17 protein-coding genes are annotated in these 15,974 nt (G+C 38.0%); 1 reads left to right on the plus strand and 16 read right to left on the minus strand.

Annotated features, from left to right (window positions below):
- Nucleotides 1–617 precede the first annotated feature (617 nt).
- Complete coding sequence (locus tag ACIQXW_RS11015) at nucleotides 618–2,048, plus strand: S-layer homology domain-containing protein (RefSeq protein ID WP_402761986.1); 1,431 nt, start codon at nucleotides 618–620, stop codon at nucleotides 2,046–2,048.
- A gap of 36 nt (nucleotides 2,049–2,084) precedes the next feature.
- Here the strand turns inward: ACIQXW_RS11015 and recO are convergent, their stop codons facing one another.
- The 16 genes from recO to ACIQXW_RS11095 all read right to left on the minus strand — a co-directional run bounded on the left by recO (nucleotide 2,085) and on the right by ACIQXW_RS11095 (nucleotide 15,899).
- On the minus strand, nucleotides 2,085–2,879 hold the full coding sequence (gene recO, locus ACIQXW_RS11020) for a DNA repair protein RecO (protein WP_340823630.1): 795 nt from the start codon (nucleotides 2,877–2,879) through the stop codon (nucleotides 2,085–2,087).
- 178 nt (nucleotides 2,880–3,057) lie between these two features.
- A complete protein-coding gene (gene era, locus ACIQXW_RS11025; RefSeq protein WP_401017818.1) occupies nucleotides 3,058–3,975 on the minus strand; it encodes a GTPase Era in 918 nt (305 codons plus the stop codon).
- Nucleotides 3,962–4,375 (minus strand): cytidine deaminase, encoded by a 414-nt coding sequence (locus tag ACIQXW_RS11030; protein ID WP_340823628.1) that lies wholly within the window; start codon nucleotides 4,373–4,375, stop codon nucleotides 3,962–3,964. The genes era and ACIQXW_RS11030 overlap by 14 nt, the downstream gene beginning before the upstream one ends.
- A gap of 239 nt (nucleotides 4,376–4,614) precedes the next feature.
- Complete coding sequence (locus tag ACIQXW_RS11035) at nucleotides 4,615–4,965, minus strand: diacylglycerol kinase family protein (protein ID WP_340823627.1); 351 nt, start codon at nucleotides 4,963–4,965, stop codon at nucleotides 4,615–4,617.
- Entirely contained in the window at nucleotides 4,966–5,439 is a 474-nt protein-coding gene (ybeY, locus tag ACIQXW_RS11040) for an rRNA maturation RNase YbeY (protein WP_340823626.1), read from the minus strand.
- A 9-nt stretch (nucleotides 5,440–5,448) separates the two neighbouring features.
- Nucleotides 5,449–7,569: an HD family phosphohydrolase gene (locus ACIQXW_RS11045; protein WP_402761991.1), complete on the minus strand. Its 2,121-nt coding sequence runs from the start codon at nucleotides 7,567–7,569 to the stop codon at nucleotides 5,449–5,451.
- A 1,115-nt stretch (nucleotides 7,570–8,684) separates the two neighbouring features.
- Entirely contained in the window at nucleotides 8,685–9,641 is a 957-nt protein-coding gene (locus ACIQXW_RS11050; RefSeq protein WP_172772085.1) for a PhoH family protein, read from the minus strand.
- A gap of 2 nt (nucleotides 9,642–9,643) precedes the next feature.
- Complete coding sequence (locus ACIQXW_RS11055) at nucleotides 9,644–10,756, minus strand: sporulation protein YqfD (RefSeq protein WP_340823623.1); 1,113 nt, start codon at nucleotides 10,754–10,756, stop codon at nucleotides 9,644–9,646.
- Complete coding sequence (locus ACIQXW_RS11060) at nucleotides 10,746–11,006, minus strand: hypothetical protein (RefSeq protein WP_401010553.1); 261 nt, start codon at nucleotides 11,004–11,006, stop codon at nucleotides 10,746–10,748. The genes ACIQXW_RS11055 and ACIQXW_RS11060 overlap by 11 nt, the downstream gene beginning before the upstream one ends.
- A gap of 55 nt (nucleotides 11,007–11,061) precedes the next feature.
- Nucleotides 11,062–11,562 carry a hypothetical protein gene (locus ACIQXW_RS11065; RefSeq protein WP_401017824.1) on the minus strand — a complete coding sequence of 167 codons (501 nt, stop codon included), beginning with the start codon at nucleotides 11,560–11,562 and terminating at the stop codon, nucleotides 11,062–11,064.
- Nucleotides 11,563–11,589: 27 nt separating this feature from the next.
- Nucleotides 11,590–12,594 carry a flotillin-like protein FloA gene (floA, locus tag ACIQXW_RS11070; RefSeq protein WP_340823620.1) on the minus strand — a complete coding sequence of 335 codons (1,005 nt, stop codon included), beginning with the start codon at nucleotides 12,592–12,594 and terminating at the stop codon, nucleotides 11,590–11,592.
- A 4-nt stretch (nucleotides 12,595–12,598) separates the two neighbouring features.
- Nucleotides 12,599–13,927: an NfeD family protein gene (locus tag ACIQXW_RS11075; protein ID WP_402761996.1), complete on the minus strand. Its 1,329-nt coding sequence runs from the start codon at nucleotides 13,925–13,927 to the stop codon at nucleotides 12,599–12,601.
- A 337-nt stretch (nucleotides 13,928–14,264) separates the two neighbouring features.
- On the minus strand, nucleotides 14,265–14,438 hold the full coding sequence (gene rpsU, locus ACIQXW_RS11080; protein ID WP_004227078.1) for a 30S ribosomal protein S21: 174 nt from the start codon (nucleotides 14,436–14,438) through the stop codon (nucleotides 14,265–14,267).
- 380 nt (nucleotides 14,439–14,818) lie between these two features.
- Entirely contained in the window at nucleotides 14,819–15,388 is a 570-nt protein-coding gene (locus ACIQXW_RS11085; protein ID WP_340823617.1) for a manganese catalase family protein, read from the minus strand.
- 27 nt (nucleotides 15,389–15,415) lie between these two features.
- Nucleotides 15,416–15,679, minus strand: a complete 264-nt coding sequence (locus ACIQXW_RS11090) for a spore coat protein CotJB (protein WP_340823615.1) — start codon at nucleotides 15,677–15,679, stop codon at nucleotides 15,416–15,418.
- Entirely contained in the window at nucleotides 15,672–15,899 is a 228-nt protein-coding gene (locus ACIQXW_RS11095; protein WP_340823613.1) for a spore coat associated protein CotJA, read from the minus strand. The genes ACIQXW_RS11090 and ACIQXW_RS11095 overlap by 8 nt, the downstream gene beginning before the upstream one ends.
- Nucleotides 15,900–15,974: the final 75 nt, after the last annotated feature.

The following is a 15,974-nucleotide window of genomic DNA, read 5'->3' on the forward strand; positions in this document are numbered from 1 at the left end:
TTCCAAGTAATTAATTAGTATAATTATACAAAAATAACTAATATATATTTTCTTTATCTTTACAATATCATAGGTTAAAATGCCTTTTCAACTAGTATATGGGATTGAAATGATTAGTTAATACTATGTATATATTATAAACTATTTAAAAAATAGTTCTTTAGTTTCATAAATTATGTAAACTTCAGTATTTCATCCCATTAAACTTCACTTCATTTGACCTAATGCTATAAAATCAAAAGTTTATAATTACAAAAAATAACTATTTTTTTATTAATGTAACATATAGCTAAAAAAACAAATTTTTTCTCACTAATTCATACAGTGGATGTTCTACTAATCTTTTTTTCCTAATAATGAGAAGATTTCATATCAATGTACACCACATAATTTCCATTTTATAGTGGATAATATTCCCTCTATTCTCACCTTCAACAATTTGATATAAATATATTATTATAGTTAATCTTTTATGTTAAAGTACGTTTTTTTAACAATACATAGTAATACCAACCATTCACAATCAATCGTCCGGAAGTTTGAAACTGTTCATAGGAAGGATTCTTACTAAAAAGAAAAACGCTATAAATGTATATCTATTCATTGGAGGAAACAAATTGAATACTCATCGTTTTTATCAAATGGCTTTGGCCGCAACTTTAGCAACAAGTGCTATTGTTATAGCCCCCCCAGCAGCTAATGCCGCTTCGTTATTTCCCGATATTAATCCATCTACAGAGGAAGGCAAAGCAATTATTAACTTAGCCGAGCGTGGTATAATTTCTGGTTATCCTGATGGCACGTTCAAACCCGCGAATTTTATTACTCGTACACAGGCAGCTAAAATTTTAGCAGGCATTTTACATCTAGATACTGTTCATGTAAAAAATCCTCACTTTAAGGATATTACCCCTGATAACGAAAACTATGGTGCAATCGCTGCTCTTGCAGAGGCAGGGATAATTAGTGGCTCTAATGGTTATTTTAATCCGACAAAACAAATTACACGTGGTCAACTATCCAAAATGCTTGTAAAAGGCTTCGATTTAACAATCACTGACGATATTGATACACCTTTTACAGATGTAAAGGCTGGCAGTGAATATGAGCCGTATATTCAAACATTATTTGCTAATAACATTACAAAAGGTACGACGCCTACTACCTTTGGACCTCAAAGCTATGTAAAACGTTCTCAACTAGCCTCTTTTGTAGTGCGCGCTGAAAACACTCAAAATAATGCGATGATTCATGCAGATCATTATAATCAAGATTTTATTTTTGCATCATATGGCGGGATAGAACCAGCGGAAGATATTTTCACTTGGGATGACGAACAAGAGATAACAAATACCATTACAATCAAGCCATTAAAAGAAGGCACTGGTAAATTAGTTATCACTGGTTTTAACGAAGATACAGAGGAATTTACAGATATCTTTTTCTTAGTTCATGTGAAATCTGTAAATGGTAAGCTGCAAGCTACGCTAGAAGAAGTAAATGAAGGAGATTATTTAGAAAATCTACCTCTTAATCTAAATGAAACGGATTTAACGTTCACACCAACAGAAGTAAGTATTCAAACAGCTGATGGACAAGCGCTATCTTCAGATTCCTTTGCATTCGATACTAAAGATAACATCGCAACATTATCCATATTTAAAGATGGACAATACTTATTAACTTTTACAAATGGTGCACAACAACAAACAATGGCGGCTGATGTGTATACGTATGATTTTGTACGTAATATTGACCTTTACGAAATTACAAATGAATTAACATTTACAAGCGATTACTTTACTTTTGAGCCTGTGCAAGTTGCATTAGAAGATTTAGATGATAGCTCTGATCCAACACACAAAGTACCAGTCAAAGCAGTAATTGATGGCAATAAATTGATTGTAACGCCATTAGCAGAAGGCAATGCCGTGTTACACGTAACTGGAAAAAATGGAGAAACTGCATATTTAAATGTTGAGTTTATGAAAATTGCAGATAAATGGGCTACTTATTACGATTTATACGATGATTCCGATGACTATTAATACATTAGAATTTTAAAAAATGCCAGAGGACATATATTAGTTGTCCTCTGGCATTTCTGTTTTGTCTGTAGTTGGTCTTAACTGTAATTCAGGTGTTCTTTCTAATTGCTCTATGAATTTCTTTGTCTTAAAGCGGATACCGGTTTGTTCCTCATAAATGGTTGTAATAATTTTTTTAATGAAATATTTTGTTTCTTTTTTTAATTCTAGTTTGCCAATTTGATCGATTGGAACTGTATAAAACATGCGAATCAGCTTTAACTGTGTTGGTGTTAGTCGAATAATATATGGATCGTGCTGATAACAACGATGACATAGGAAGCCCCCTTGTGCAAAGGAAAAGGCAAATTCCCCATCAACTGCTCCGCATGATGCACAAGCATGGAGTATTGGTTGTACACCTGTGTAGGGCAGCATCTTCCACTCTACAAAAAGTGTAATGGCTTCCGGATCATAGCCATCTTCAATTGCTTGTAATGCTTGTAGAAGTACTTCAAATGCAAAAGGCTCAGCCTTCCCTTCTTCCACAACACGTTCGATTAATTCCATTATATAGCTTGCATAGGCAGTTGCTACAATATCCTCACGTATATGACGCATTGAATTTAGATGCTCTCCTTGTTGCAATGTGCCCATACCGGTATGATGCTGTACCATAAACATCCCATATGTAAACGGCTGTGTCACCGCAGATAATCTGCTCGAAGGCTTTTTCGCACCTCGCGCCATTGTTGCCACTTTACCAGCTTCTCTCGTTAGTAGCGTCACAATTTTATTTGATTCTCCGTATGCACGAACCTTTAGCACAATACCTTCCCATTTATAAAGCATCAATCCCCCTCCTTCCTGCAAGTTTTCAAAGAAAATAGAGCTCTCCAAACAGTATTTGGACAGCTCTTTTTACTATTTCCTCTATAGCTAAAAGCATCCCTTCAGCTGACGCTTTGTCCACTTCAGAAATTGAAGAATTTTATAATCTCAACTAAGCAATTAAGCCACGCGGAGAAAATTAATATTCATCATCGCGGAATCCAAAATCACGAAGATGCGTCGATTTATTACGCCAATCTTTTTGCACTTTTACCCAAAGCTCTAAATACACTTTAGATCCAAGTAGCATTTCTATATCTTTACGAGCACGGATACCTACTTCTTTCAGTAGTGCACCATGTTTACCTATAACAATACCTTTTTGAGAATCACGTTCTACAATAATTGTCGCCGCTACACGGATTTTACCTTCTGTTTCTTCATCACGACGAATTTTATCAATGACTACCGCTATAGAATGTGGTATTTCCTCACGCGTTAAGTGTAACACTTTTTCACGAATCAACTCTGAAATAATAAAGCGTTCTGGGTGGTCTGTTACTTGATCGGCAGGATAATATTGTGGACCTTCGGGTAAATATTTTGTTAAAGTAGCCAGTAAGTTTTCAACATTATTACCTTGAAGTGCTGAGATTGGCACTATTTCTGCAAAGTCATAACGCTCCTTATAGCTGTCGATAATACTCATTACTTCATCTGGGTGAATTTGATCGATTTTATTAATTACTAAAAATACAGGTGTTGGATTGCCTTCAAGCATTTCTAAAATAAACTCGTCACCTTTACCAAGCTTTTGCTCAGCGTTTACCATAAACATAATAACGTCTACTTCACGTAATGTATTTTTCGATACTTTTAACATGAAATCGCCTAGCTTATGTTTTGGCTTATGGATACCTGGTGTATCAATAAAGATCATTTGGCTATCGTCTGATGTTAGTACGCCTTGTACTTTATTTCGTGTTGTTTGTGGCTTATCGCTCATAATGGCAATTTTTTGACCAATGACTCTGTTTAAAAAGGTAGACTTCCCGACATTTGGTCGTCCAATAATTGAGATAAAGCCTGACTTATAGCCAGTATTATTTTCCAGCATTCTCTAAATCCTCCGTTGTAAATGCAAACGGTAGTAACTCGCCAACTGACGTTACCGTGACATCACCATTTAAATTTGTTAAATATACAGGCATAGATGGCTCACAAAATTCCATCATTACTTGGCGACACGCACCACAAGGGGCACAAGGGCCATCCGTATCAGCTACAATAGCAATCGCTTCAAAATCATAAACACCTTCTGAGACTGCTTTGAAAAACGCCGTACGCTCTGCACAATTCGTCATACTATAACCTGCATTTTCAATATTACAGCCATGGATGACATCCCCATTTTTTGTTAAAAGCGCAGCGCCCACTTTAAATTTTGAATAAGGCACATATGCCTTCTCGCGTGCTTTTTTAGATTCTTCTAGTAACGCATGCATATCCATTTTCATCTATGCTAATTCTCCTCTACATAAAAATCATATATGCCTTTATTAACTAGGCATTCTTTAATGAATTACGTTAACGCGTAATTCTGTCCAGATTTTTTCGAGTTCACTCGAAGCCACTCTAAAATCTGTGACATTCTCCTCACCTTTATATAGCCAAAGTTTAAACTCTCACTAAATTTAGTGCACAATTGGCATTCATTCCCCACTTTTAAAGGTGATGGACTTTTGCTAAAAACAAGTTAAAACCATTTTGGTATAAAGATTAGTAAACCGATTATAGCACTGAATACCGCAAATACAAGCACCGCACCTGCTGCAATATCTTTTGCTTGCTTAGCAAGTGGGTGAATGTCTGTTGAAGCTAAGTCTACAACTCGTTCAATAGCGGTATTCATCATTTCAAGCGCAAACATCAGTGCTATTAATAATAGCACAATAAACCATTCTACTCGTGATAAACCTGTGAAATAACCAGCAATTAAAACAATGCCCGCACTAAGCAAATGTGATTGAAAATTTTGCTCTTTACATGCTGTGATTATCCCTTCAAAAGCATATCCAAACGAACGTAAATATTTGCGTAAGTCCATTTAGTCACGTCCTAAGCCATAAGATTGTAAAATCTCCTCTTGCTTACCGAACATCACCTTTTCATCCTCTGGTACCATATGGTCATAACCTAATAAGTGCAAGAAGCCATGGACAGCTAAAAAGCCCAATTCTCGCTCAAATGAATGTCCATATTCCTCAGCTTGCTCCTTTGTGCGATCTGTTGAAATGATAATATCACCTAAAATACGTGGCATTCCTTCAAATGTTACTTCCATTTCACCTTCACCTAATTCTTCTAAGGCGAATGAAATAACATCCGTTGGTTGATCTTTACCGCGATAGTCTCTATTAATTTCTTGAATAGCTTCGTTTGTCACAAAGGTTACTGATACTTCTGTTTCAGGTTCAATCTTTTCTACTTTTGCAGCATGTTGTAAAAGCTTCTCCACGAGCTCCATATGTTGTGCAGTTACTTCATTTGTTTCATCTGTAAAATCAATCGTTAAAATCATTAGTGCCTCCTACTTATCTGCCTTTGGATATTCAATACGTGAATGGAAAATCCCATTTAACGTCTCACAAAGTACTTGCTCTATACATTTTAACTCTTTTATCGAAATATCGCATTCATCAAACTGATGGTCCTGTACACGATCATCAATAATAGCACGCACGAGCTTGTGAATTTTCTCAGCATTTGGTTCCTTCATTGAACGAACCGCTGCTTCCACACTGTCTGCAACACTTATGACGGCAGCTTCTTTCGTTTGTGGTTTCGGTCCTGGGTAACGGAACTTTGCCTCATCAATTACTTTTCCATCTTCCTTTGCTTTGTAAAGGAAAAATTTAAGTAGGCTTGTCCCATGATGTTGTAGAGCTATATCAATGATTTCTTGAGGCATTTTATAACGTCTTAGCATGTCAGCTCCATCAGTAGTATGTGCAATAATTATTTCTGCACTAGTTTCCGGCGGCATTGAATCGTGTGGATTTATACCTGACATTTGATTTTCAATAAAGAAAGCTGGACGCTTTGTCTTGCCAATATCATGATAATAACAGCCGACTCTTGCTAGTAATCCGTCTGCCCCAATAGCTTCGCATGCAGCTTCAGCTAAATTTGCCACCATTACACTATGATGATATGTGCCAGGTGTTTCCATTAGTAGTTTTTTCAACAACGGATGATTCGGATTGGACAGCTCGATTAAACGCAATGTCGATAGTAAACTAAATGCCGACTCAAAAAATGGTAATAGCCCCATTGTAAGTGCACCTGATAAAAGTGCCGATAATATGGCGGCTATAAAATAAAATAGCAGTTCAGACAGTCCGTACGATGATTGTGTCATCAATAAATAAAATGCGATAAAGCCCATATTTACTAGTGATATAACAGCAACAGCCTGTAAAATATGTGAGCGCTTTTCTACACTGCGCATAAAGAATAAACTCGCAAAACCACCAAAGATAATATACAAGGTAATTTCCATCTGCATCACAGATGAATACCCTTCTTGGAAAATAACCCCTGCTGAAGCAGCCGTCATAACGGTAATTAATACCGCCGCTCGATCATCTGCTAACAGTCGGACAAGCATTGTAGCTAGTGCAGTTGGGAATAAAAATGCAACCGTCACATCAAATCCATCTGCCACTAAGCTTATAAACTTCATTAGAAGAATTGAAAAACTATACACAATAACCGTGACGAGCAATGCATTGCGCTTTTTGGGTTCTTCTATTTCCCAGCGATCAAATAATATATACATGAATATCAGTTGAAGGAAAGTTAAAATAATCAACCCTGCAATCGGCTTCATTGATGCTTTATTACTCACCATTCCAAGTAGCTCTAATTGCCTAAATGTTTCATTATCAATAATCTGACCTTCCTGTACAATAATTTGACCTTGGAGTATACGCGTTGGTTCAACTGCTTCCTTAGCTTGCTCTATTCTAACTTTTGTTTGTTCCTCATTGATTGTTTCGGTTTCAACAATACTTGCACGTCCAATTAAGATGACTGTGTTTAAAATCTTATCAGGATAGCCACGCTGTCCACGAATTTTTGTTTCAAAATCATTTTGAGCAGCTAACACATTTTCTTTACGAATTGATTTTTGTAAATATTCTTGTACAAGTTTTGAAAGTTGTACGCTTGTTCGCTTTAAATCTGTTTCACTTTGTTGTAATAAGCCTTCAAGCTGTGCATCTGTAAAAATGACAGGCATTTGATCAACATCAATAGATTCTAACTTTTTGCGGAGCTTTGCCACTTGGTCTACTTCTGCATCGGGATCTTTATTGCTATCAACAGCCTTTTTTACTTCAAGCACATAATCAAATAAAGACGTCACGATCGCTACACGTTGTGTTGCAACGTCTTCTGAAAATTGATAAACGGGCGTAACTGCATTGGCAGCCTTTTCTCGTTCCTGCTGAGTCTTAACTGTATCTTCAATCGTTTTCGTTGATCTTACTGTTTCTGATGCAAGTTGCAATGGTTTAAAATCGTATGTAACACCCTTTACATTGCCATACATAAATGCAAACTGTAATGCCCCTGTAAGGATGAGAACGACAATCAAAAAGTAGCGAAACCCAATAAGCTCCGTAATTTTTTGAAGTTGTTTCTCCATTCGGCACCTCCTCTATCTATCTTCTATCATACCAATTCAAAAAACATTTTTCCCGAAAAATGTATAAGAAAGCAAAAAAACAGCTATACGTATTTGTATAGCCGTCACATTTTTATCCTATTAACGCCTTTAACATACTTAAAGCGCTGAATTTGTCACTTCATTTTTGGTATAGGTTATTGCAGTTGATTTCCGATGCGGGCGGGCGCTTTCCGCGGGCACATCGTAAGCCGCAACCGTCGCAGTCGCGCCGTCTGTTACGGCTTACATTTTGTGCTGTTCCCGCAGGAGTCGACCACCCTCCGCTCCAATCAATCAGTATTAGTTTCTATTACAGATGACTAAGCTTAAAATTAAGCACAATATCGTTCTTCCAATAATTTCAAAAGTTATCAGCTTCAACCTATATAAAGATGACTATTGCAGTTGATTTCCGCTGCGGGCGGGCGCTTTCCGCGGGCACATCGTAAGCCACAACCATCGCTGTCGCGCCGCCTATTGCGGCTTACATTTTGTGCTGTTCCCGCAGGAGTCGCCCACCCTCCGCTGCAATCAACCAGTATTAGTTTCTATTATAGAATGACTAAGCTTAAAATTAAGCATAATATCATTCTTCCAATAATTCCAAAAGTTATCAGCTTCAACCTATTTCACCCTATATATAAAGATGACTATGGCAGTTGATTTCCGCTGCGGGCGCTTTCCGCGGGCACATCGTAAGCCACAACCGTCACTGTCGCGCCGTCCGTTGCGGCTTACATTTTGTGCTGTTCCCGCAGGAGTCGACCACCCTCCGCTGCAATCAACCAATATTAGTTTCTATTATAGAATGACTAAGCTTAAAATTAAGCACAATATCGTTCTTCTAATAATTTCAAAAGTTATCAGCTTCAACCTATATATAAAGAAGACTATGGTAGTTGATTTCCACTGCGGGCGGGCGCTTTCCGCGGGCACATCGTAAGCCACAACCGTCGCTGTCGCGCCGTCTGTTGCGGCTTACATTTTGTGCTGTTCCCGCAGGAGTCGACCACCCTCCGCTCCAATCAACTTCCGTTGTAGCTGTCGCTTCGCTTTCGGTACAGACTTTAAAATAACCGCCTTAGGCGGTTATTTTAAAGCTGTTGATCCTCATAAGCTTTAATGATTTTTGCTACGACTGGATGGCGGACTACATCGCCTTGTTCTAGAATTTGGAAATGTATTGAATTGACATATTTTAATGTGCGTTCAGCAACTATTAATCCAGATTCTGTATTTTTCGGAAGGTCAATTTGCGTTTTATCTCCCGTAATAACCATTTTTGAACCAAAGCCTAGACGTGTTAAAAACATTTTCATTTGCATATGTGTTGTATTTTGTGCCTCATCTAAAATGACAAAGGCATCATCTAATGTACGTCCACGCATATAGGCTAAAGGCGCGATTTCAATCGTTCCTCGCTCAATTAGGCGTTGCGTTTGTTCCGTGCCATAAATATCGTTTAACGCATCGTAGAGCGGTCGTAAATATGGATCAACCTTTTCCTTTAAATCACCTGGAAGGAAGCCTAGAGACTCTCCTGCCTCCACTGCAGGACGTGTTAAAATAATACGCTTTACATGCCCATTTTTAAGTGCTTGCGTAGCCATTACTACCGCTAAATACGTTTTTCCGGTACCGGCTGGACCAATACCAAAAACAACGTCTTTGTGACGAATCGCTTGTATGTATTCTCGTTGACCTATTGTTTTTGCACGTATCGGTTTCCCTTTTGTCGTGCGTGCAATTTCTTCATCATAAAGTTCTGCAAAATATTCAATTGTTCCTTTTTGTGTCATTTCAATTGCCGTTGCTACATCACGCTGATCAATATTAATTCCTTTGCGAATAACTTTTAATAATGCGTGTAGAAGATATGTTGCCTGTTCTTTTGCCTCTTCTTCACCTGTAAGCTGGATTTGCTCACCGCGTGTAATGATATGGACATGAAGAGCCTCTTCAATTAATTTCATATTAGCATCGGAAATACCTAGCAGCATCACCGCTTCATTTGGATTATCCACTTGTAATACAGTTAAATGTTCTGACATAATCATTCTCCTTGTGGCCCTTGTATTGGACTTGCAATGTTTTCGTTGACTAAAAATAGAACTTTCCCTTCAACTGTACCATTCCCCCACTTCGCCTGTAAAAGGTTTTCTTTTTTAATAACTGTTTTTGCAGGGAGTGATTGAAGCATTTTTTCATGTAGTAGTGGCATTAACAAAGTATCTATTTTTGATTCGTCTAATTTAATTTCCACCGTTTTTGTTTGCTGTTCTTCCACTATCGAAACATAAGGATCTAGCCAATTTGGTAAGTCTTTCTTTTGTACATAATCAACCGCTTCTTTATGAATACCCTTTACTACTACTCGCCACTGCTTTTGTTGCATAGATTCAATTGTTAGCTTTGTTGGAATTTTAAATGTACATTCAAGCCAGTAGTCCGCAAAAACCTCTCCCTTTGCCCCAACAAAGACATGATCGTCACCACTGTCAATTACACCACTTACGAGGACGTCACCTTCATAAGCTGTATCATTGACAGAAATTTTCCGTTCACCATGTTGAATGTTAAAGTTTGTTATGACACCGCTTTTAGTAGCAATTAAATGTGTTGCAAGTTTTTCGGTTGTCAATTCTTTAGTTTTTGGAGATTCCTGTGGTCTTAGCGTAATACGACCACCGTGTTTTTCGATATGCACCCACGCTAGATCGCGATGTTTTTCTAACAGACTCTGCCGAATTACAGCATCAGAAGGTAATACTTTTTTAGTCATCGGTGTTTCTAACTGAAAAGTTTCTTGAAACGTTTTCTCAATTTGTTGCTGTAACTCTGGTGTAGCCGCTTCAATATCAACGCGCCAAATTACTTGCGCACAAAGCAATGGTATTAAAACCATGACAAACAGTCCGAGTAGTGTCCAAAGTTGTGCCCGAAAAACTTGAAGCTCATCTGCATAATGAACAGTCATTTTTAGCCGATACCGACTACGTATACGGCGAATTTTTGGCAAATAACCCATATTCGTTTCAAATGTAACTTCTTGATCTCGAAAGACAACACGCTTTAAAGGTACTTGTTGCGCATGTAATGCTTGAATAAAAGGATGAACATTTTCATGGCGCTTTATACGTATTATAATTGGTCGATTATTCCACATTCTTGCTCACACCCATATCTTTAGTCATTTTTACATGTAATTCTTGTAAATCCTCTACTGAAAGATGGAGCATTTCTTCCTTTATTGCATTTATTGCAACCGATTTTCCACGCACGATAATATGATAATCAGCATAAATAAACGAGCACGATGTAGCGTCAGCATGTAAAAAGCGATAAGGGCCTATAATTTTTAATGTTTCATACTGTGTTAATTCAAGTAGTGGCGTTAATTGAAATAATTTTTTCATAAAAAAATGCCTCCTTCTTCGGCAATATATGCGCCAAAAAAGGAGGACATGCTAGTTATTTTCGTTTTGCTTTTGGTGGGCCTAAAATTTCGGCCATCACCACTGCTTGCACCAATGCTTTTTGAGAATTCGGTAGCTGAAATCCATTATTTGTGGTTGCAACTGAGATGTCTTTTTTCCCAGCAGCCATACGCCCAAGACTAGGACGATCGGTTTTACGACTCGATTGCTCAGTTGGAATAAGCGGTGGGGCAACATAGCTAGGCATATGTTCCTTCACTTTTTCTCGCACTGGTTCCAGACGTTTTACTGTGTCGTCTTCTGTCGTAAATTCCGCTTTTAGTTCCCCTATAAAACCACGGGCAAAGTCTTCAAAGCTTTGCTTTTTAGCAGTTGGACGACGATGCTTTGGCTCATCTACTTCCATTTGAGTGGAAGGTTGCGATGGAGCAGTTTTATTGAAAGGGGGCATTGGTTTTTGTTCTTTTTTATTTTTAGATTTTCCGAAAAGAGAGCTGACTATGGCAATAATTGCAATTATAATAAGTTGTTCCATTTGTTAGCACTCGCTCCTTTCCGTTATTTATACTTTCGGTTCATTTGGGTCTGATTTATCTGTACTTACTTTTGAAATGGAGTCACGCATAGCCGTATCTGCTTGTATATTACGGTAATTCATATAGTCCATAATACCAAGGTTACCAGAACGTAAAGCTTCTGCCATCGCTTGTGGTACTTCTGCTTCTGCTTCTACTACTTTCGCCTTCATTTCTTGAACGCGGGCAATCATTTCTTGCTCATTTGCTACAGCCATTGCACGACGTTCTTCCGCTTTCGCTTGGGCAATGTTTTTATCTGCTTGCGCTTGTTCAATTTGTAATTCTGCACCGATATTTTTACCGATATCCACATCCGCAATGTCAATGGATAAGATTTCGAATGCTGTACCAGAGTCTAAGCCTTTAGATAATACAGTTTGAGAAATCATATCTGGATTTTCAAGGACTGTTGTATGGCTTGATGCACTACCGATTGTCGAAACGATACCTTCACCTACACGGGCAATAACTGTTTCCTCACCTGCACCACCGACTAAACGTTCGATGTTTGCACGTACAGTTATACGTGCCTTCGCTTTTACTTCAATCCCGTTCATTGCAACACCTGCAATAAATGGTGTTTCAATTACTTTTGGGTTAACAGACATTTGTACCGCTTCTAATACATCACGCCCTGCAAGGTCAATTGCAGCACAACGTTCAAACGTTAGTTCAATATTAGCACGGTGAGCAGCAATCAGCGCATTTACGACACGGTCTACATTACCACCTGCTAAATAGTGACTTTCTAATTGGTTAATCGTCACTGGTAAGCCTGCTTTATGTGCTTTGATTAACGGATTGACGATACGTGATGGAATTACACGACGTAAGCGCATCCCGATTAATGTGAAAATACTAACGCGGACACCTGCAGCAAGTGCGGAAATCCACAACGCCACTGGTACAAAAGTAAAGAATACAGCGACGACAATAAATAATAGGACTAGCCCGACTATTGGACCAATTAAAGCTAAATCAAATCCCATGTTGTTATTCCTCCATCTCTTTTTCTGTTTGTCTCACGACAATGCGTGAGCCTTCTACTTTAATTACTTCTACATTCTTACCTACATCAACGTAGCCACCTTCTGACACAACGTCAATTCGTTCACTCACAAATCGAATTGTGCCAGCTGGGCGAAGTGGTGTTAGCGTTATTCCCACTTTCCCTAACAACTCAGTGCGATTAACGTTAGACACATAGCCCTCTTCCGTTGTAGTAGCATCCATTAGCACTAACTTGTTTAAAACATGCATTTTTTTTCCGAAAAATTTCATCAGAATCACCATTCCTATTATGGCTACTACAAGCGCAATAAAAATCGCCATGACCATTTGCATCATGTTTGCACCTGCCAGCAGCAAGCTAAGTAATATAAGCACGCCACCTAAAATACCAACAATGCCTCCGGGGACAAAAAATTCTGCAATGACTAAAGCTAAACCTGCAATGAAAATTAACAATGTTTCATAGCCTGCAAAGCCTGCCACCATATGACCGAAGAAAAATAATCCCAGGGCTGATAACCCCATTATACCTGGAACACCGAACCCAGGCGAATACAACTCCAACACTAGCCCTAAACTTGCAACAGACAATAAAATCGGCACGATAAGTGGATTCGTAATAAAACGAGCAATTTTTTCTGCAAAGGTTGGCTCAATTGGTACAATATCACTGCCCTTTAAACCTGTCTTTTCCAAAAGTTCTTGAAAATTAGCAACCGTACCTTCAGAATATTTTACCTTTTCAGCCTCTGAAGCAGATAACGTTAATAGATTATTGCCTCCAGCTCGAAATTCTGGCAAATCAATTGTCGAATCTGCCATTGCTAATGCATATTTCGGGTCACGACCAGATGTTTCGGCAGCAGCCTGCATTTGAGCTAGCCACGCGCTATGAGCTTTATTATCTGCTGCATTGCCAGCAGAATCGATTACTGCTGCTGCCCCAATTGTTCCATTAGGGACCATATAAATTTCATCTGCATGTAAGGCTAAAAAGGCACCGGCTGAATGGGCATCTTTGTTAATAAAAGCAATAGTGCGTATCGTAGTGGCATCCATAAGCATGGCGATATCACTTGCTGCATTGACAAAACCGCCGGGCGTATGTATATCCAGTACAATCGCTTCTGCATAGTTTTCTTCTGCCTCTTTAAAAGCTCGTTCTAAAAATGCGTGTAGTCCACGTTCAACTTCATCGTGAATCGGTACGTGGTAAACCTTGCTACTTGCGAATGCTGTAGTCAATGGAAACGCTACCATAACAGTCATCCAAATGACGATGATATAGCTAAGGATTCTCCTTTTCCGCATCTTTTTCCCTCCCTTCTAACATGCTTCTCTACTCTATATACGACTGACCTTGTAAAAAGTTTCACAAAATAGAGTTTATTTTTATTATACAGTATGATGTTTGTTTTTTCCCTTCAGTCGATTATCAAAGTTATTGTTTTTCTTTGTAAATAAAAAAAGCCGAATGAAATCTATAGTGATTTCATTCGGCTTTTTCGAATATGTACCGCAAAAAGAGCATCATGCAAAATACCTGGAATTAATCGCAATTGCAACTAATTCCAGGTATATCATTGTCTGCTCAGTGAATCATACAATTGCGTGTTTTGAACGTAGGGATTTTTAATGGGAAATTAAATTACCACTTACGTTTACGTGCAGCTTCTGATTTCTTTTTACGTTTAACGCTAGGTTTTTCGTAGAACTCGCGCTTTCTAACTTCTTGAATTGTACCACTTTTTGATACAGTACGTTTGAAGCGGCGAAGAGCATCTTCAAGCGATTCGTTTTTGCGAACGACAGTTTTTGACATCTCTCTTTCCCTCCCTCCGAACACACGTCAATACACAATACAATTAGGCTAATAACCAACTGTTGTGTACTAAAAAATTATACCGTATTGTCTTAAAACGGTCAATAGAAAGTATTCGAAATCACGAAGAGAATTTTTCAAATCCATTTTAACCGTATTTTAATCGGTTCTTCAGATAACAATAAGAATAGTTATTGTGTATGAAGAATAGAGCTGGCGCAGAATAATCTACCGTAAACGGAGATTTTGTACCTAAAATTTTTTTGTAATTTCGTTAGAGAGAGGGACATATCGATATCTCACCGTCATCACAAAAACTTTCATACAGTTTGAACAAAAAAAGGTCAAACTTCGATAACGATTAATAAGCAGTATATTGGTTAAAATATCTTCTTTGTATTGCCATCCTCTATTAAAATTTCTACAGCCTCTCTAAAACGTTGTGAATGAATAATTTCTCGTTCTCTCAAAAAAATCAAACTATCATTTAAATCTGGGTCATCCGATAAGTCAATAATCCATTGGTATGTGGCACGTGCTTTTTCTTCCGCCGCAATATCCTCGTATAAATCAGCAATTGGATCCCCTTTTGCCTGTATATAGGATGCAGTAAATGGTACACCCGATGCATTTTGATAAAACAGCGCTTTATCATGGTTAACATAGTGATCAGCAAGTCCTGCTTCTTTAATTTGCTGAGGGGTTGCATCTTTCGTTAGCTTATAAATCATTGTTGCAATCATTTCGAGATGAGAAAACTCTTCCGTTGCTATATCCGTTAACAGGCCAACTACTTTATCTGGTATTGTATAACGTTGGTTCATATAGCGAAGTGCTGCAGCGAGCTCTCCATCAGCACCACCATATTGCTCTACTAAATACTTTGCTAGCATTGGGTTACAAGTACTAACTTTTACTGGATATTGGAGCTTTTTTTCATAATACCACAAACATCCTTCCCCCTACTCCAAATGTATTTATACTTGCCAGGGCCATGGCGTATCGATCCAATTAAACGGATAATTTGAATAGCTTCTTCCAAAATTCATAAGCGGGCCAAATTTTTGTTCAAAATCTATTTTTAATCGCATACTTTTTTCGGTATTCTCATTAAATTGTGTAATTGCAGCATAATCATGTGGATGAGTATCTAAATAAAGATTTAATTCAACTATAACAAAATCAATAGCTTGAATTTCCTCGAGAAGCTGATAAAATTCTGGTGGCATTTGTTTACTCACCTTTCACCCCACCTCTCTCTGGATTTGGATAGGGACTAAAAAAATCGGGCCATAGTGTACCAAACTTTAACGCTTCCCTCGCTGTCTGAAATTGTGGTAGACCAGGTGGTTGAAAGCCTATATACAATTGTGGAGGTGTTGCAAAACTTTTGACCTCTATCGGTTTACAAGGATCAAAAGGACTGATAAAAGGTCGCCAATACTTATATTGCGTAAACATTAAATCCTCCCTTCCTAAAGGCAATTCCATCATTCGAGTATATGAGGTCGGAAAAATAATTATTCTGATGAAAAA

Source organism: Lysinibacillus sp. NPDC097162, from assembly GCF_044762185.1.
Lineage (GTDB): Bacteria > Bacillota > Bacilli > Bacillales_A > Planococcaceae > Lysinibacillus.

Coding starts and splice junctions, on each gene's coding strand:
- recO (WP_340823630.1), bottom strand. CDS start 2,879: ATGCTTTATAAATGGGAAGGTATTGTGCTAAAGGTTCGTGCATACGGA.
- era (WP_401017818.1), bottom strand. CDS start 3,975: ATGCTGGAAAATAATACTGGCTATAAGTCAGGCTTTATCTCAATTATT.
- ACIQXW_RS11030 (WP_340823628.1), bottom strand. CDS start 4,375: ATGAAAATGGATATGCATGCGTTACTAGAAGAATCTAAAAAAGCACGC.
- ACIQXW_RS11035 (WP_340823627.1), bottom strand. CDS start 4,965: ATGGACTTACGCAAATATTTACGTTCGTTTGGATATGCTTTTGAAGGG.
- ybeY (WP_340823626.1), bottom strand. CDS start 5,439: ATGATTTTAACGATTGATTTTACAGATGAAACAAATGAAGTAACTGCA.
- ACIQXW_RS11045 (WP_402761991.1), bottom strand. CDS start 7,569: ATGGAGAAACAACTTCAAAAAATTACGGAGCTTATTGGGTTTCGCTAC.
- ACIQXW_RS11050 (WP_172772085.1), bottom strand. CDS start 9,641: ATGTCAGAACATTTAACTGTATTACAAGTGGATAATCCAAATGAAGCG.
- ACIQXW_RS11055 (WP_340823623.1), bottom strand. CDS start 10,756: ATGTGGAATAATCGACCAATTATAATACGTATAAAGCGCCATGAAAAT.
- ACIQXW_RS11060 (WP_401010553.1), bottom strand. CDS start 11,006: ATGAAAAAATTATTTCAATTAACGCCACTACTTGAATTAACACAGTAT.
- ACIQXW_RS11065 (WP_401017824.1), bottom strand. CDS start 11,562: ATGGAACAACTTATTATAATTGCAATTATTGCCATAGTCAGCTCTCTT.
- floA (WP_340823620.1), bottom strand. CDS start 12,594: ATGGGATTTGATTTAGCTTTAATTGGTCCAATAGTCGGGCTAGTCCTA.
- ACIQXW_RS11075 (WP_402761996.1), bottom strand. CDS start 13,927: ATGCGGAAAAGGAGAATCCTTAGCTATATCATCGTCATTTGGATGACT.
- rpsU (WP_004227078.1), bottom strand. CDS start 14,438: ATGTCAAAAACTGTCGTTCGCAAAAACGAATCGCTTGAAGATGCTCTT.
- ACIQXW_RS11095 (WP_340823613.1), bottom strand. CDS start 15,899: ATGTTTACGCAATATAAGTATTGGCGACCTTTTATCAGTCCTTTTGAT.